Here is a 15,806-nt window from a genome sequence, read left to right on the forward strand (position 1 = left end):
ACGTCGAACCAGGCCTGTGCGAACGGACACCGAAGCGGAGGTTTTCTCGCTGCTCCTCGTCCCGGATCGTGGGAGCGGGAAGACGGCGCCGCGAGAGCGTGTTGGGGCGCGCATGAGCATTGGGGTGGTGGTGCCGGTCGGCACCGGGAACGCGGTGGACTCGGCGGTCGCGTACGCGCGGCAGGCGGCCGAGGCCGGGGTGGCGTCGGCGTGGTTCGGGCAGCGGTTCGACGTGGACTCGGTGGCACTGGCCGGCTTTGTCGGACGGGAGGTGCCGGGTCTCGCGGTCGGCACCTCGGTGGTGCCGGTGTACGGGCGGCATCCGCTGACGGTGGCCGGCGCGGCCCAGACCACACAGGCGGCGACCGGCGGACGGTTCACGCTCGGCCTCGGTCTGGGGGCCAGGGCGTTCGTTGAGCCGGTGTTCGGCGAGCCGCACGACCGGCCGGTGTTGCGGTTGCGGGAGTTCCTCACCGTGCTGCGGGCGGTGGTGGAGACGGGCACCGCCGAGGTGGTGGGGGAGACGCTGGTAGCACGTACCCCCATGTCGGCAGCGGTGCCGGGTGGTTCGCCGCTGTCGGTGGTCGTGGCGGCGATGGGGCCGCAGGCGCTGCGCGTCGCCGGTGAGCTCGCCGACGGCACGCTCCCGTTCCTGGCCGGCCCCCGTGCGTTGGCCAACCACATCGTCCCGGCGATCACACGCGCGGCCGATCGGGCCGGTCGCCCGGCACCCCGGATCGTGGCGGCGGTGCCGGGCGTGGTGACCGCCGACGTCGACGCGGCGCGCGCGACCGCTGTCGCGAGCACGGCGTTCTACGACCAGATTCCGTCCTACCAACGCACCGTCTCCCTGTCCGGTGTGGAGCGGGCCGCGGACCTGGTCGTGCTCGGCGACGAGCAGACCGTCGCCGACGAGCTCGTTCGGTACTTCGATGCGGGCGCCACCGAGGTCGTGCTCACGCAGACGGACCTGACCACCGACGAGGACCGGCTGCGCACGTGGCGGTTGCTCGGCGAGCTGCGTCGAACGATCTCGTTACCACAGATCAACTCCTTTGTGGAGTGATCTCGGATGGCAGAACAAGATGCCTTGCGGCACAAGAAGCACCTAGTGTTCGCGGCGCTGATGACCAACACGGGATGAAAGGTCGGCAATGTCCGAGGAGCTAGTCGAGGCGCCGAAGAAGCGGGTAGGGCTGTTCGCGGTGATCGCCGCGGTGGTCGTTGTGGTGGTCGCCGGGGTGGTGTTCGCCGTCACCCGGGGCGGTGACGACGTGGAGACGGTCAGGATCGGTGTGGTCGGGGCGAGCGACCCGTACTGGGAGACCTACAAGCAGGCCGCGGCCGACGAGGGCATCACCGTCGAGATAGTCGACTTCACCGACTACGCCCAGCCGAACCCGGCGCTCGCGGAGGGGGAGCTCGACCTCAACCAGTTCCAGCACCTCGTCTACCTCGCCGACTACAACGTCTCCAACAACCAGAACCTGACGCCGATCGGCGCGACCGCCACCTACCCGCTCGGGCTGTACTCCAAGAAGTTCGACGCCACGGAGTCCATTCCGGCCGGCGAGACGGTCGCCGTGCCCAACGACGCGAGCAACCAGGCCCGGGGCCTGCTGGTGCTGCAGTCCGCGGGGCTGGTCAAGCTCAAGTCGGGTGGCACCATCTTCTCCGATCTGGCCGATGTGGACGAGTCCGCGTCGAAGGTGAAGGTGACGGCGCTGGACGCGGAGCTGACCGCCACCTCTCTCGACGACCTCGCCGCGGCGATCATCAACAACGACTTCGTCGAGCGCGCGGGACTGTCCTTCGACGACGCCATCGCCAAGGACGACCCGGCCGACCCCAAGGCGCTGCCGTACGTGAACGTCTTCGCCTCGCGCGAGAAGGACAAGGACAACCCGACCTACCTCAAGCTCGTCGAGATCTTCCAGAACACCCAGTCCGTGCTCGACGGTCTCCAGGACGTCTCCGGCGGCACCGCGGTGTTCGCCAAGACGCCGGCAGAGGACCTGCGGGCCTCGCTGGCGGACGTCGAGAAGATCACCGCTGCGCAGAAGTGACCCGATGGCGATCATCGAACTGGACAACGTGTCGAAGGTCTTCCCGCCGGCTCACCGGGGCGCGGCCCCGGTGAGCGCGGTGGAGGACGTCACCCTCCACGTCGAGGCGGGGGAGATCGCGGGCATCATCGGCTACTCCGGCGCGGGCAAGTCCACGCTCGTCCGGCTGGTCAACGCGCTCGAGAAAGCCACCTCGGGCACCGTCACGGTCGACGGCACCACGGTCACCGGCCTGTCGGAACGACGGCTGCGCGAGGTGCGGCTGGGAATCGGGATGATCTTCCAGCAGTTCAACCTGTTCTCGTCCCGGACGGTGTGGGGCAACATCGCCTACCCCCTGCAGATCGCCCAGGTGCCGAAGTCCCAGCACCAGAAGCGGATCTCGGAGCTGCTGCACTTCGTCGGGCTCGCGGACAAGGCACACAGCTATCCCGAACAGCTGTCCGGCGGCCAGAAGCAGCGGGTCGGCATCGCGCGTGCGTTGGCGACGTCCCCGAAGGTGCTGCTGGCCGACGAGGCGACGAGCGCGCTGGACCCGGAGACCACCCGGGACGTGTTGCAGCTGTTGAAGAAGGTCAACGTGGAGCTGGGCATCACCACCGTCGTGATCACCCACGAGCTCGAGGTCGTGCGGGCGATCGCCGACCGGGTCGTGGTCATGGAGCGGGGCCGGGTCGTCGAGGACGGTGCCGCGTTCGACGTGTTCGCCAGGCCCCGCCACCCCACGACGAAACGGTTCGTCGGCACGCTCATCGACGGCGTCCCCACCGGCGCGACCCTGGAGTCGTTGCGTGCCAACCACACCGGGCGGCTCGTGACGCTCTCGTTCGACGACGAGTCGCTGCCCCAGTCGCAGGCGTTCGCCGAGCTGATCTCCGGCGGCATCGAGTTCGAACTTGTCCACGGTGGCATGGAGGACATCCAGGGCCGGTCGTTCGGCAACCTCACCCTGGCGCTGCGGGGCGAGGACGCCGCCATCGACCACGCGCTCGGTCGCCTCCGCGAGCGTGTCGCGGTCACCGAGGCGGCGTGATGGAACGACTGTGGGAACTGCGGGACCTGTTCTGGGAGTCGGTCCTCGAGACGCTCTACATCGTCGCGGTCACGCTGGGGATCGGCGGGATCGGCGGCCTCGTCATCGGTGTCGCCCTGTACGTCACCCGCAAGGGCGGTCTGCTCGCCAACGCGCCGGTGTCGATCGTGCTGAACGTGCTGGTGAACTTCTTCCGCCCGATCCCGTTCGTCATCTTCATCGGCGCGGTCCAGCCGCTCGCGCGGCTCGTCGTCGGCATCGGCATCGGGAACAGGGCGATCATCTTCGCGCTGTCTCTCGCCGCGGCCTTCGGCATCAGCCGGATCGTCGAACAGAACCTCGTCAGCGTCGACCCCGGGGTGATCGAGGCAGCGCGGGCGATGGGAGCGGGCCGGTTCCGGACCATCCTCACCGTGCTGATCCCCGAAGCGCTCGGGCCGCTGATCCTCGGCTACACGTTCGTGTTCGTCGCGCTGGTCGACATGTCGGCCATCGCGGGTGTCATCGGCGGCGGCGGGCTCGGCAACTTCGCCATCGTCTACGGCTACCGGCAGTTCAACCCGGCGGTGACCTGGGTGGCGGTGATCGCCATCGTCGTCATCGTCCAGGTCGCCCAGTTCGCCGGCAACGTCCTCGCGCGAAGGATCCTGCGCCGCTGACCGCCCTCAGGCCACTCCCTCGACGCGGGTGAAGCGCCGGCGCCGGTCTCCGCCGCCGGCGCTGCCGACCGCGGCCCGCACTCTGTCGAGGGCGGCGCGCTCCACCAGCGGCACGGGCGTCCCGATCATCGCTCGGAGCTCGTCCGCCTGGTGGAGCAGCCGGGCCGCGCGGTCCACCTCGAGCGAGGCGGTGGCGACCGCCGCGAGCGCCTCCAGCACGCTGGCCTGGCGCCACCGGTCGCCGAGCTCCCGGTGCAGCGCGAGGCTGGTCTCGAGCATGCGCCCGGCTTCGTCGTGACGACCCTCCTCGTACTCGACGAGGCCGAGGAGGTTCAGCGACCACGCGATGCCCTCCTTGTCCTCCAGCTCGCCAAAGGCGTCCAGTGACTCGTCGAGCAGCCACCGGGCCCGCCCGCGGTCGCCGCGGTAGAGCGCGACGGCCCCGAGGTAGGCCCGTGAGGAGGCGGCGCCGCGCCGGTCACCCTGCTCACACAGGACGGCCAGACTCGCGCTCAACGCGTGGCTCGCCGCGTCAAGGTCACCGGCCTGCCAGGACGTCGCGCCGGCGAACTGGACAGCGAAGGCGGCGCCCGCCCGGTCGCCGCCGGCGCGGAAGGCGGTCGCGGCCGCCCGGTAGTAGCCGAGCGCACGCACGTACTCGGCCCGTTCCCTGGCCACCGCGCCGAGCAGGACGAGCAGCCGGCCGACCTGGCCCGTGTTCTCCGCGGCGGTGGCCAGCTCGAGCGCCTCGGTGGCGTGGCGTGCGGCCCCCGGGTAGTCGCAGGCCGCCAGGGCGAGGGAGGCCGCCGCTGTCAACGCCCCGACCCGCAGGTCGGACGGGGCCCTGGCGGACCTGGCGATGGCCTGCTCGAGCCAGCGCCGGCCCTCGCGGTAGTGGCCCTGCAGGCGGCAGTAGCGGCCGAACGCCGTCGCCATGCGCAGCTCACCCGTGCCGTCGGTCGCCCTCGCGCCGGCGAACCACGCCATCGCCGCGCGCAGGTTGCCGTAATCGGCACGCAGCCCGGGCAGGCGCAGGCCGGTGGGGTCGAGAACGGCCTCCTCGAGGCAGGTCAGGAAGAACTGTGCGTGCGCCCGTCGGGTCGCGGCCTCGGCCACCGGGTCGGCGGCCAGCCGGTCCGCGGCGTAGGCGGCGATCGTCTCCAGCATGGTGAACCGGGTGGCGGCGCCGTCGCGTCCGGCCCGCACCAGTGACCTGGCCACCAGGGCGGTGAGCGCGTCGAGGGGCCGGCCGGGCGTCGCCACCGCCTCGGCCGCGTCGACCGAGAACCCGCCGACGAACACCCCGAGCCGGGCGAACAACGCCGCCTCCTCCGGCGACAGCAGCTCGTAGCTCCAGGCGAGAGCCGCGCCGAGGGCGTGGTGGCGGCCCGAGGAGGACGCCGCCGGGGTGGCGAGGTCGAGCAGGCCGAACCGGTCCCGGAGCCGTCGCACGATCTGGGCGGGGGTGAGCACCGGCGTGCGTGCCGCCGCCAGCTCGATCGCCAACGGCAGGCCGTCGAGCGCGGCGCACAGGGCGGCCACGTGCCGTGCGTCGTCCTCGCAGGCCGGCCGCCCGTGCTCGGCGGCGCGGTCGAGGAAGAGCCGCACGGAGTCGTAGGTGGCCAGCTCGGCGAGCGTCCTCGGCACGTCGGGATCGGGTGCGGCCAGCGGCGGCACCACGAGGACGGACTCGCCGCCGACCCGCAGCGCCTCCCGGCTCGTCGCGAGGAAGGCCGGGCCCGAACAGCGTACGAGCAGCCGCTCGACCAGGCCCGCGACCGCGCGTACGAGGTGCTCGCAGTTGTCCAGGACGACGAGCACGGCCCGGTCGGCCAGCGCCTCGACGAGGGTGGCCGCCCGGTCGGTCCCCGGCTGCTCCGGGACGTGCAGCGCGGTGGCGACCGCGTCGGCGACCAGCTCCGGTGCCCGGACGGGCGCGAGGTCGACCAACACCGCCTCGCGCGTTTCGGCGATCCGGTCCATCGCGGCGACCGCCAGCCGGGTCTTCCCGCAGCCGCCCGGGCCGGTGAGGGTGACCAGCCGGCCGACGGCCAGCGCCGCGAGCACCTCCGACAGCTCACGCTGCCGGCCGACCAGACCCGTCCGCTCCGCCGGGTGCCGCTCGAGCGGAGGCGGCGGCGTGGGGTCCGGGCGGGGCGGTCCCGCCGGGGCTCTGGTCGCCACGGCGACCGGTGCCGTCGCCGGGTCCAGCTCGGTGTCCCCGGCGAGCAGCGCCCGCTCCAGCCGGCGCAGCCCCGGTCCCGGGTCCACGCCCAGCTCGTCGTGCAGCACGGCCCGGGCACGCCGGTAGGCGCGCAGCGCCTCGGCCGGACGACCGCCCCGGTGGTGTGCGACGACCAGCAGCTCCCACAGCCGTTCCCGGAGTGGATGCCGCACCACCAGCCGTTCGAGGTCGCCGGCCACCTGGCCGTGCTCGCCCAGCATCAGCTCGGTCTCGGCCAGGGTCTGCTCGGCGCCGACCGCCGCCTCCCGCAGCCGGGTCACCTCGGCCTGGCCCCAGTCCTCGACCGGGCAGTCGGCCAGCGGGTCACCACGCCACAGCGCGAGAGCGGCGCGCAGCTCGGCGGCGGCCGCGGCCGGCTCGCCGCCCTGCACGGCTCGTCGTCCGGCCGCGAGGTGCTCGGCGAACTCGGTGACGTCCAGGCATCCGGGCGGCAGCGTCAGGGCGTACCCGGGTTCCCTGGTGACCAGCAGCTCACCGAGGCCGACGGCCGCGAGTGCCTGACGGACCCGGGCGAGGTAGCTGTGCAGGGTCTTCACCGCGGTTCGCGGCGGGTTCGCCCCCCACAGCCCGTCGACCAGGTCCGACCGCGACACCACGCCGGGAGCACGCAGTGCGAGCAGGGCCAGGACGGCGCGCTGCCGGGACCCGGACAGGCGCAGCGCACCGCCCGGGCCGGTCAGGTCGAGCGGTCCGAGCAGGCGCAGTCGCGCGGGCGCATCCACACGGAGATCCTCGTTCCCGGCTGGAGGATCGTGACGCCCGCGCGGCGGACCGATCAGGTGCAGGGCGCCAGCTCCACCCCGTCGTCGCCGTCGGGATCGCACAGGTCGGACCCGCCGCCGCTGATCATGACCGGGTTGCCGCCCGACCCGATGAGGACGTCGTCGCCGTCGCCGGTGCTGATGTCGTGCACGTCGGTGACCGTGTCCCGCTCGACGAGGGTGCCGTTCGCGCCGAGGGCGCCGGCGTGGCCGGCGGGCAGCTCGACCGACGGCCCGTCGTAGGACGTGGCGGAGAGGTTGACGCCGACGGCGGCGACGCGGTCGTAGACGACCATGTCGCGCATGCCGGCGCCGGCACCGACGATCGTGTCGTCGCCCTTGCCGCCGTCGAGGCGGTTCGCCCCCGAGATCGGCTCGTCCAGCGTGTCCTCGCCGTCGCCGCCGAACAGGTGGTCGCCCGACTCGCCGCCGGCCAGGTGGTCGTCGCCCTCGTCGCCGTGCACCGTGTCCGAGCAGGGTTGGCCGAGGCAGCCGCTCTCGCTGGACTTGCCGTCCCCGTAGAGCTGGTCGCCGCCCGCCCCGCCGTGGATCGCGTCCTTGCCGGCGCCGCCGTCGAGGGTGTCCGCGCCGCCGTTGCCGTGGATCGTGTCGTCGCCGGCGCCTCCGGAGAGGGCGTCGTCGGTCCGACCGCCGAGGATCTTGTCGTTCCCCGGCCCGCCGCTGCCGGCGACCGGAACCAGCACGTGGAACGCGGCGTTGTCGTCGCCCTCGCCGAGCTGGAAGGACACCGAGCGCACGTCGCCGAGCGGGCACGCGACCTCGGTCCCGGTCACCTGCTGGCAGCCGGCCCTGGACTCCAGCGGCAGCGCGTCGGTGAGGTACAGCCGGTCGCCCCGCACCGCGGCGACGAGCCGGTTCGCGCCGTCGGCACCCGCGCTGACGGTCAGCTCGCCCTGTACCAACTGGACGGAGGTAGGGGTCGCGGCGGCCGGCGTCACTCCCTGCGCCACCGCCAGTCCCACCATGAACCCGGCCACCACGCTCATCAGCGTCTCCCCTGTCGATGTGACGTACGCGGTGAGGGTTCGCGGCACGGGTTGTGGCCGGGTTGTGGCTCGGTTGCGGGGATGTACAACCCGCGGCCAGCACGGCCGCAACCGGCCACGTCTTGGCTGTGCCCACAGGCATCGAGCCGAGAGGAAGACGAGATGACAGCACGAAAACGGCACGTACTGACGCTGATGGCGGTGGGGGCCCTGCTCGCCACGACGGGGGTGTCGACGGCGACCGCGACGAGCGCGGCGAGCGCGGCACCGGCGCCCGACCCCTGTGCGGAGCGGCCGGCGACGGCGCTGGACCAGCGCGGCGACTGGCAGTGCGTGGGGCTGGCCACCATCGCCGACGCCAACGCGCAGCCGGAGACGCCGACGCTCACCGAGGAGCAGGCCACCCAGCTCGACGTGGCCCGGCCGGTCAACTACGAGCTGGGGGTCGCGATCTCGCCGGACGGTCGGCTGTACCGGCAGACCACCCCGCCTCCGGCGGGTCCGGTGGAGACCAGGCCGAGCGAGGCGGGCGGGGCCGAGGACGAGGGCGAGCCCCGTCCCGCTCGGCCGGTCGAGACGCGCACGATCTTCGGCGCCGACGACCGCACCAGGCGCGCGGCCACGACCAGCTACCCGTGGCGCGCGATGGGCTCCATCCTCGCCCCGAACGCGACGACCTCGAACTGCTCCGGCGCCCTGATCGGGCCGCGCCACTTCCTGACCGCGGGCCACTGCATCCACCAGGGTGGCGGGGGCTCCGGGCAGGGCTGGTACACCAACCGCAAGGTGGCACCCGGGCAGAACGGGATCAACTCGTTCCCCAACGGTCTGAAGAACCACGCCTGGTACTTCAGCGTCTCCGGCTGGTTCGACCACGCCGACCCGGCCTACGACTACGGGATGATCGTGCTCGAGGACCGCGCGGACACCGCGAACCTCGGCTGGCTGGGCTGGCGGAGCACCGGGCACACCGGCGCGCACTGGACGTTCGGCTACCCGGGCTGGTCCTACACCTGCGCCGCGTCGCCGTCACCGAGCAAGAGGTGCGACAACTACCTCTACGGTGACGACAACTCGCCGTTCCTCCTGACGACCAACCAGATCGGCACGCAGGCCGACATCCAGAGCGGACAGAGTGGATCACCGATCTACAAGTACAACAACGGCGACCGGCGGGTCATCGGGATCGTGGCGTACCACGGCAACTGGGGCACCCGGGTGACCTCCGCCCGTTCGGCGAACTTCTGCAACTGGATCCGCGTCTCCCCGAGCGCGTTCAACGACCACCCCTGCGAGTAGCGGAGGAAGGAGCACACGGGCGAAGCCCCTGGGGACACCGTCGTTCCCCAGGGGCTTCGCCCGTATACCCCTCAGGCCTGCGCCGCCGGTTCGTACAGGCTGAACGGCGTGCCCTGGTCGTCCCGGCAGTGCACCAGGCGCCCGACGCCGGGCACGTCCTGGATCTCCTCGGCGGTGCCACCGAGCTCGTGGACGCGTTTGACCGAGACCTCGACGTCGTCGGTGGCGAAGTACACCCGCGGGTGCGTGAACGTCTCCGCACGAGGCGCGATCGCGCCGGCGGGCCCGTTGTCGACGGTGTGGTAGTCGCCGCCGAACTCGGTCGTGGTCCAGCCGAACAGGCCGCCGTAGAAGGTGCGGGCCTTCGTCGTGTCGGCTGCGGGCAGTTCCACCCAGGCGATGTCTCCGGACATGTCGATCCCTTCGATGTCGTCGTCGTGACGCACCAAGGACGGTCGGGCGGCCCCGTTCTCGACAGCCCGCTCGACGCGGTCCTCGTGGAGAAGACGAACGGCCGGGGCGGAACTCGACGCCGGTCACCAACTCGCGCTCAGCGGCCGGCCGCTCTGGTCCTGCGGATCGCCTCGTCGACGCCGCCGTTCCAGGGGGCGCCGTGGCCGGGGAGCAGCCAGCCCGCCTCAACGTGGGTGAGGCGCTCGAGTGAGGCGAGGGCCTGGTCGGGGTCGTCGGTGAACGGAGCCGGTTGGGGACCGTGTCGGCCGGTCAGGACGTGCCGCGTGGTGAGGGCGTCGCCGGCGAACACGGCGTCGGCGGCGGGGGAGTGGACGGCGACGCTGCCGGGGGAGTGGCCGGGCATGCCGATAACGCGCGGCGCGCCCGGGAGGTCCAGGACGTCGCCGTCCGCCACCTCGACCACCTCGGTGAGGTAGGTGGTGCGCAGGCCGCCCTTGCGGGCGGCGTACCCGAGGAACCGGGCGGTCGCACCGAGCTTCATCCCGCCGCCCCAGTCGGGCTTGGGCCTCGTCTCGCCCCGGGCGCGGGCCGCGTCCGCGCCGTGGACGTACACCGGGACGCCGTGGTCCCGGCGGAGGCGTTCGGCGAAGCCGAGGTGGTCGGTGTCGCCGTGGGTGAGGACGACGCCGCGGATGTCGTCGACCGAGCGGCCCAGCGCGGCCAGCTCGGCGGTCAGCTCTCGCCAGTGACCGGCGAGTCCGGCGTCGACGACGGTGACCCCCTCGTCGGTCACGATCAGGTGGACGGCGACCAGGTCGTTGCCGATCCGGTGCAGGTGGGTTCCCAACTTCATGATGGCTACGATACATAGCCATCATGGCTACTGCCCATAGCTATGATGAACGCGACACCGGAGCGGAAGGAGAACGGATGCCCACCCCCGAACGGGCCTCGCTCGCCGACATCGTGGGAGCGGCCCGGACCATCGTGGAGGAGGAAGGGCTCGCGAACCTGACCATGCAGGCGGTCGCCGTCCGCGTCGGGGTGCGGGCACCGTCGCTCTACAAACGGGTGCGCAACCGCGACGACCTCGTCCGGCTGGCCATCGAGGACACCGTCCGCGAGCTGGGCGAGCAGCTCGCCGCGGTGGCGGTCGGCGGAGAGACGCGGCGGGACCTGGCGGAGCTGTGCCGGGCCTTCCGGGCGTTCGCCCACGCGCACCCGGCCGGTTACCGCCTGATCTTCGCCGCGGTGTCCGAGGTGAGCAGGCCGAGCGTCGGTTCGCTCAGCGCGGCGGCCGCCCCCGTGCTGCGGGCGGCCGCGGAGCTGGCCGGGCCCGCCAGGGCGCTCGAGGCGGCCCGGACGATCACTGCCTGGGCGCACGGCTTCGTCAGCATGGAGCTGGCGAACGCCTTCAACCTGGGCGGGGATGTCGAGCGCGCCTTCGAGTACGGGATCAGCCGGCTCGCGGCCGCCCTGACCACGTCGGAGGAGGGCCCGGTGTGACCGCGGCGCCGCCGGGGCGGTGACGACACCGTCGCGGAGAACCGGTCGGCGCGGCGCCGCGGCCACGGGTCAGGAGACCGGCGTACTGCCCGATCCGCTGCCCGGGCTCTGTTGGGGTGGCGTCGTCGTCGGTGGCGGCGACGGCTGCGTGGGTGGTGGGGACAGCGGCGAGCCGTCGTCGGGGACCTTCGAACCCGACAGCGGCGGGTCGGTTCTCTTGCCGCCGCCCAGCGGGTACGGGCTGATGGGGGTGCGGGGCGAGGGCAGGGTGGGGCCGGGCGGGGTCGGCGGTTTCACCCCGAGCACGCCACCGCCGATGTTCGGCTGCCGGACTCCCTGGGGGTGGAAGTTGGGGTCGAATCGGGGCGTGGACGGCGTCTTCGGCAGGTTCGGCGGCGACGGTGTCCGCATCGGGGTCGAGGGCGGGATGACCGGTGAGCTGAGCTTCCGGGCGCTCGCCGGTTTCGGTTGGGTCGTTCCCCCGCCGGCGTTGCCGTCCTGCCGCGGAGGTGTCGGCGGCTGGGGCGCTGGCCCGCCGCCGGAGTTCGGCGGGTTGGGTGGCGTGGGCGGCTGGGGGTTCGGCGGTTGGGGGTTCGGCGGTTGGGGAGTCGGCGGCCGAGGGGTGGGGGGTTGCGGCCTCGGTGGTTGCGGCCTCGGTGGGTGCGAGGTCGGTGGCTGGGGGTTCGGTTGCTGGGGAGCCGGTGACGGTGGCGGGGTGCCGTCGCCGCCGGCGGCGCCGTTGCCGTCGCCCGGGCGTCGAGGCGGTGGCGCCGGGTCGGTTCCGGTGTCGCGTGGACCCGGGGCGGGGCCGCTCGGGCCGAGCGCACCCCGGTCGGCCCCTCGGTCGGCGCCGTCCCGGGTGTTCGGGCCGCTGTCTCCGCGCGATCCCCGAGCCCTCGGTGGCGCGGTGTCGGTCCTGGGCTTGCGGACCGGCGGAGGCGGGTTCGCGACGTTCGGGTCCTGGTCGGCGAAGTTGGCGTACCCGTCGCCGTCCCAGTCCCCGTCCGCGTAGTCGGCACGGCCGTCGCGGTCGGTGTCCGGCGCCGCCGTGTTCCTGACCATGACCCCGCTGGTGTCGGTGGGCGCGTCCTTCTGCCGCTCGGGCACGGTGAGACCGAGGTCGCGCGCCAGCGTCGTGCCGATGTCGTCGGACATGAGAGCCGCGCCCTCGCGGTTCGGGTGGAACGGCTCGCTCATCTTCATCTGGCCCGCGTCGCCCCGGGTGCCGAACCACACGCTGTTGATCGCCGGGTTGTCGCTGTTGAGCTCGCGCCCCTCCAGTGCCTTCGACACGTCGGCGAGCTTGGCGCACTGGCAGATCTGGACGGCCCGCTCGATCGCGGAGTTCACCAGACCCGCGAAGTTCTGCATCCGCCGCAGGTCCGTCTCACCCAGGTCCTCGCCCAGCATGTCCGACCACGAGGGCTTGTTCGGGTCGACGCCTACCGGGTAGTTCTGGAGGAACAACGCGGCGTTCTTCGCCTTGTTCTGGATCGCCTGGGTCACCTGGAGCAGCCGGGCGATCAGCGTGGGCGCGTAGCCGTCCGGATAGTCGTCGGCCTGCTGCCGGTAGAACTCGTCCGGTTTGGTGTTGTCGAGAATCTGGTCCGCCGCGCCCTGCAGAGCCCGGGCCTCCCCCCGCTGCGCGGCCACGAACGAGGTGACCATCGACTTGACGAGCGGACCGAAGAGCGAGTCGTTGCCGCCGAGCCCGATGATGATCGCGTCGGCGTCCGCCGGGATCTGGTCCAGCTGCGCGTAGTTGACCGCGAGGTCGTTGTCGTGGTGCCAGGTGCTCTGGTCGAGTGGGTTCTGCGGGGTGCCGCCCGGGATCGTCGCCGCCGGGTCCTTGCGCTGGGTCTCGAACACGTCCGAGGTCGTCGCGCCGGAGGAGGCCACGATGGTCACCTCGACCTGGAGGCCCGGGTTCGCCGCCTGCAGCCGCGCGGCCGCCTGGATCGCCGCGCTCTCCCTGGACTGGTGGCGCGGGTCACGCGCCTCGATGTAGGTGCCCCGGATGCCCTCGCCCGAGGAGAACGAGTCTCCGACGACGACGAGCTTGAGTACCCGCTTCTGTTGCTGCTGCCCCGGTTGCCGTTGCGCACCGGGCGCCGCGGTGGCGGCCTCCGGCGCGGCGGCACAGAGCACGGCCAGCGCGGCGCCGAGCGCCACGATCCGACCGAAGGCACGGCCCCGGTCACGAGCACGCATCGAAAACCTCCGTCGCGTTGCGGACGTTGCCTACGCCGGATCCTCCAGCGCCGCACCGGGAACGGGTAGCGGAAACTTCCGGCGCGCGACGCTCAGCCGCAGTCGTAGACGTCCCCGATGACCAGCTCGAGAATCCTGACCAGCGGCGAGATCGCGCCGGTGTCCGACGAGTAGTCCATCGCGACGGTCACCCGGTCGGCGTCGACCGAGGGCCGCTCGAAGCGCATGTCGGCGAACGACGCGGCGTCGGGGTCGTCCGCGGTCAGCCGCTCGGCGTCGGGTGAGTCGGCCACCACGACCAGGCGGCCGCGGTCCTCGTCCACGTCGTCGGCGACCGCGAGCGCCCGTGGACAGTCCATTCCGTACTCGTAGGCGGCGGCGGCCGGTGCGGACAGCTCGTCGACCAGCGAGCGCACCACGCCGCGGATTCCGGGGGCGGTGCCCTCGGCGGCGGCCCGCACGATGTCGACGGACCGGCCGACGGCGATGACGCCCTCCCCGCCGGCCACCACCGACGCCGCCCCGGCGAACTCCGTCCGCGCCGGGTCCTCCTCGCGCACCAGGGAACCGTCCCGGGTGTAGCCGGCGGCCACCAGCGCCGCGGCGACCTCGTCGAAGGGCTGGTCGGTGGCCAGCACGGCCACCGCCTCCTCGCCGAGGTAGCCGTTGCTGGCGACGGCGGACACCCGACCGAGGTCGACCGCGTCGAGCACCGGCAGCTGCCGTGGCTCGCCGGTCAACGGGAAGGCGGCGGCGTACAGGTCGGCGTAGTGGCGCCGCGCCGGGTCCTCGAACGACCCGGTGCGCGGGTCGACCGCGCCGACCCCGAGCTTCTCGCGCGCGGCCCGGAGGTCCACGACCACGGCGCGCGTGGTCTCGCCCGGGGTGAGCCGGTCGAGCAGGGCGACGGGTTGGCCCAGCCTTCTGCCCCAGCTCGTCCCGTCGTCGGCGCTACAGCCGACGGCAAGCAACGCGAGCACCACCACGCCGGCCGCAGTCCGCCCCACTGTCCACTCTCTCCCTCGCCGCACCCGCTGGACGCTACGGTACCGGCGGAAACCGACCGCACCGGAAACGTCCGGCGACCACACGTCGCCGCGTCCGTGCCGAGCCGGCGTCAGGGTCAGCCGCGCGGGCTCGGCGAGTCGCTCAGGCCGAAGGGCCCACGCTGAACGCCCCTCACCCGGCGAGCTCGTGCAGCTCCGTCGCGAGTCGCGCCCGGTAGGCCGCGGTCCTGCCCACCCGGTTGGCGGTGAACGCCCCGACCAGCCGGCCCTGCCGGTAGTAGGCGACGTCCAACCGGCGCGCGTCCGGGTCGTTCTCGCGCACCTCCGCCGAGTCGGCTAGTGCGGGGAGCCCGACCGAGCGGAACCGGACGCCGTACTGGTCCGACCAGAACGAGGGCACGGGGCGGTACACCGCCGGGATCTGCGGGCGGAGCAGCGACCGCGCGGCCGTGTCGGCCTGCTCGGTGGCATGGCTCCAGTGCCCGAGCGTGAGACCGGGGCCTGGCGCCCACGGGTGCGGCCAGCGGGTGACGTCACCGGCGGCCACCACGGCGGGGGCGGGGGTGCCGTCCTCGAGGAGCACGCGGGCGTGGTGGTCGCACACGACTCCACCCGCGACGCGCAGGCCGGAGCCGGCCAGCCAGTCGGTCGAGGGCGCCGCGCCAACGGCGACCACGGCAGCCCCGGCCCTCACCTCCGTCCCGTCGGAGAGGCGCGCGCCGGTGAACGTCGGGTCACCGATGAGGGACACCGCGGTGGTCGAGGTCCTGAGGTCGACGCCGGCCCGCCGGTGCAGCGCGGCGACGAACGCTCCGGCGGCCTCGCCCACCGCGCGGCGCATCGGCTGGGGCTCCGGCTCGACGACGGTCACCGGGACGCCGGCGCCGTGTGCGCTCGCCGCGACCTCGCTGCCGAGGAAACCCGCGCCCAGCACCAGCAGCCGCCCGCCGCGGCGCAGGGCGGTCCGCAGCGCGCGGGCGTCGTCCAGTCCACGCAGGACGTGGACGCCGACGGCGGGTGTGGGCCCTGGCCAGCGCCGGGCGGTGGAACCGGTCGCGATCACGAGACCCGCGAAGGGAAGGAGGGTGCCGTCGTCGACCTCCACGGTGCGGGCGCCGAGGTCCAGCGCCCTCGCGCGCCGGCCCAGCCGCCAGTCGATGTCGAGCCCGTCCGGGAGCGGCAGGCGCACGTCCTCGTCCTGGTTGACGAGGAACCCCTTGGACAGCGGCGGCCGGTCGTAGGGGAGATGGGGTTCGTCGCCGACCACCGTCAGGCGGCCGTCGTACCCCAGCTCGCGGAGGACCACGCAGGCGCGCAGCCCGGCGAGCGAGGCGCCGACGACCAGGATGCCGGCCCCCTGGAGACCCTGGCTCATGCCGCGGCCCCACCGCTGACGTCGCCCTCGTCGGGAGGTCCGACGTGGACGGCCCGGACGGGGCAGGCGGCCGCCGCCCTGACCACGGCCTCCCGCATGCTCTCGGCGGCGGTCTCCTGGTGGACGAGGTTGTCGTCCTCGTCGAAGGAGAAGACCGCCGGAGCGGCGAAGACGCACTGCCCGTGGCTCTGGCACAGCTCCATGTCCACGTGCACTCTCATGT

The 15,806-nt window shown here is 73.1% G+C and carries 14 protein-coding genes; 6 read left to right on the forward strand and 8 right to left on the reverse strand.

The annotated features are described in order from the left end of the window. Positions 1 to 112 precede the first annotated feature (112 nt). The 4 genes from BU204_RS02765 (at position 113) to BU204_RS02780 (ending at position 3,758) form a co-directional block, all read left to right on the forward strand. On the forward strand, positions 113 to 1,066 hold the full coding sequence (locus tag BU204_RS02765) for a TIGR03564 family F420-dependent LLM class oxidoreductase (protein ID WP_075123890.1): 954 nt from the start codon (positions 113 to 115) through the stop codon (positions 1,064 to 1,066). Between the two features lie 88 nt (positions 1,067 to 1,154). Beyond that, positions 1,155 to 2,066 carry a MetQ/NlpA family ABC transporter substrate-binding protein gene (locus BU204_RS02770; protein WP_075123891.1) on the forward strand — a complete coding sequence of 304 codons (912 nt, stop codon included), beginning with the start codon at positions 1,155 to 1,157 and terminating at the stop codon, positions 2,064 to 2,066. Between the two features lie 4 nt (positions 2,067 to 2,070). Then, positions 2,071 to 3,099, forward strand: coding sequence for a methionine ABC transporter ATP-binding protein (locus tag BU204_RS02775; RefSeq protein WP_075123892.1), 1,029 nt, complete (start codon positions 2,071 to 2,073; stop codon positions 3,097 to 3,099). Further along, entirely contained in the window at positions 3,099 to 3,758 is a 660-nt protein-coding gene (locus BU204_RS02780; RefSeq protein ID WP_075123893.1) for a methionine ABC transporter permease, read from the forward strand. Before BU204_RS02775 ends, BU204_RS02780 begins: the two co-directional genes overlap by 1 nt. Positions 3,759 to 3,764: 6 nt before the next feature. Here BU204_RS02780 and BU204_RS38825 read toward each other — a convergent pair whose 3' ends face one another. Together BU204_RS38825 and BU204_RS38830 are read right to left on the reverse strand one after the other, a co-directional pair. Beyond that, positions 3,765 to 6,725, reverse strand: coding sequence for an AfsR/SARP family transcriptional regulator (locus tag BU204_RS38825; RefSeq protein ID WP_075123894.1), 2,961 nt, complete (start codon positions 6,723 to 6,725; stop codon positions 3,765 to 3,767). A 53-nt stretch (positions 6,726 to 6,778) separates the two neighbouring features. Then, positions 6,779 to 7,771, reverse strand: a complete 993-nt coding sequence (locus BU204_RS38830) for a calcium-binding protein (protein WP_075123895.1) — start codon at positions 7,769 to 7,771, stop codon at positions 6,779 to 6,781. A gap of 162 nt (positions 7,772 to 7,933) precedes the next feature. Between BU204_RS38830 and BU204_RS02795 the strand changes: the two genes are divergently transcribed. After that, positions 7,934 to 9,070: a trypsin-like serine peptidase gene (locus tag BU204_RS02795; protein WP_158073386.1), complete on the forward strand. Its 1,137-nt coding sequence runs from the start codon at positions 7,934 to 7,936 to the stop codon at positions 9,068 to 9,070. A 71-nt stretch (positions 9,071 to 9,141) separates the two neighbouring features. Here BU204_RS02795 and BU204_RS02800 read toward each other — a convergent pair whose 3' ends face one another. Both BU204_RS02800 and BU204_RS02805 read right to left on the reverse strand, forming a co-directional pair. Further along, the gene (locus tag BU204_RS02800) at positions 9,142 to 9,483 is read right to left on the reverse strand and encodes a VOC family protein (protein WP_075123951.1); all 342 of its coding nucleotides are present in this window, start codon (positions 9,481 to 9,483) and stop codon (positions 9,142 to 9,144) included. 137 nt (positions 9,484 to 9,620) lie between these two features. Continuing rightward, a complete protein-coding gene (locus tag BU204_RS02805; protein WP_075123897.1) occupies positions 9,621 to 10,337 on the reverse strand; it encodes an MBL fold metallo-hydrolase in 717 nt (238 codons plus the stop codon). 77 nt (positions 10,338 to 10,414) lie between these two features. Between BU204_RS02805 and BU204_RS02810 the strand changes: the two genes are divergently transcribed. After that, the gene (locus BU204_RS02810) at positions 10,415 to 10,990 is read left to right on the forward strand and encodes a TetR/AcrR family transcriptional regulator (RefSeq protein WP_075123898.1); all 576 of its coding nucleotides are present in this window, start codon (positions 10,415 to 10,417) and stop codon (positions 10,988 to 10,990) included. A 69-nt stretch (positions 10,991 to 11,059) separates the two neighbouring features. Here the strand turns inward: BU204_RS02810 and BU204_RS02815 are convergent, their stop codons facing one another. From BU204_RS02815 to BU204_RS02830, 4 genes are all read right to left on the reverse strand, one after another. Beyond that, on the reverse strand, positions 11,060 to 13,201 hold the full coding sequence (locus BU204_RS02815) for an SGNH/GDSL hydrolase family protein (protein ID WP_075123899.1): 2,142 nt from the start codon (positions 13,199 to 13,201) through the stop codon (positions 11,060 to 11,062). A 92-nt stretch (positions 13,202 to 13,293) separates the two neighbouring features. Then, positions 13,294 to 14,208 carry a hypothetical protein gene (locus tag BU204_RS02820; protein ID WP_143229271.1) on the reverse strand — a complete coding sequence of 305 codons (915 nt, stop codon included), beginning with the start codon at positions 14,206 to 14,208 and terminating at the stop codon, positions 13,294 to 13,296. Positions 14,209 to 14,380: 172 nt separating this feature from the next. Continuing rightward, positions 14,381 to 15,583: an NAD(P)/FAD-dependent oxidoreductase gene (locus BU204_RS02825; RefSeq protein ID WP_075123901.1), complete on the reverse strand. Its 1,203-nt coding sequence runs from the start codon at positions 15,581 to 15,583 to the stop codon at positions 14,381 to 14,383. Beyond that, entirely contained in the window at positions 15,580 to 15,804 is a 225-nt protein-coding gene (locus tag BU204_RS02830) for a ferredoxin (RefSeq protein ID WP_075123902.1), read from the reverse strand. Before BU204_RS02830 ends, BU204_RS02825 begins: the two co-directional genes overlap by 4 nt. Positions 15,805 to 15,806: the final 2 nt, after the last annotated feature.

The organism is Actinophytocola xanthii (assembly GCF_001921205.1).
In the GTDB taxonomy this organism is placed as follows: Bacteria; Actinomycetota; Actinomycetes; order Mycobacteriales; family Pseudonocardiaceae; genus Actinophytocola; species Actinophytocola xanthii.

Excerpts from the sequence above, each read along its gene's own strand:
- BU204_RS02765 (WP_075123890.1), top strand. The coding sequence starts at position 113 with ATGAGCATTGGGGTGGTGGTGCCGGTCGGCACCGGGAACGCGGTGGAC.
- BU204_RS02770 (WP_075123891.1), top strand. The coding sequence starts at position 1,155 with ATGTCCGAGGAGCTAGTCGAGGCGCCGAAGAAGCGGGTAGGGCTGTTC.
- BU204_RS02775 (WP_075123892.1), top strand. The coding sequence starts at position 2,071 with ATGGCGATCATCGAACTGGACAACGTGTCGAAGGTCTTCCCGCCGGCT.
- BU204_RS02780 (WP_075123893.1), top strand. The coding sequence starts at position 3,099 with ATGGAACGACTGTGGGAACTGCGGGACCTGTTCTGGGAGTCGGTCCTC.
- BU204_RS38830 (WP_075123895.1), bottom strand. The coding sequence starts at position 7,771 with ATGAGCGTGGTGGCCGGGTTCATGGTGGGACTGGCGGTGGCGCAGGGA.
- BU204_RS02795 (WP_158073386.1), top strand. The coding sequence starts at position 7,934 with ATGACAGCACGAAAACGGCACGTACTGACGCTGATGGCGGTGGGGGCC.
- BU204_RS02800 (WP_075123951.1), bottom strand. The coding sequence starts at position 9,483 with ATGTCCGGAGACATCGCCTGGGTGGAACTGCCCGCAGCCGACACGACG.
- BU204_RS02805 (WP_075123897.1), bottom strand. The coding sequence starts at position 10,337 with ATGAAGTTGGGAACCCACCTGCACCGGATCGGCAACGACCTGGTCGCC.
- BU204_RS02810 (WP_075123898.1), top strand. The coding sequence starts at position 10,415 with ATGCCCACCCCCGAACGGGCCTCGCTCGCCGACATCGTGGGAGCGGCC.
- BU204_RS02815 (WP_075123899.1), bottom strand. The coding sequence starts at position 13,201 with ATGCGTGCTCGTGACCGGGGCCGTGCCTTCGGTCGGATCGTGGCGCTC.
- BU204_RS02825 (WP_075123901.1), bottom strand. The coding sequence starts at position 15,583 with ATGAGCCAGGGTCTCCAGGGGGCCGGCATCCTGGTCGTCGGCGCCTCG.
- BU204_RS02830 (WP_075123902.1), bottom strand. The coding sequence starts at position 15,804 with ATGAGAGTGCACGTGGACATGGAGCTGTGCCAGAGCCACGGGCAGTGC.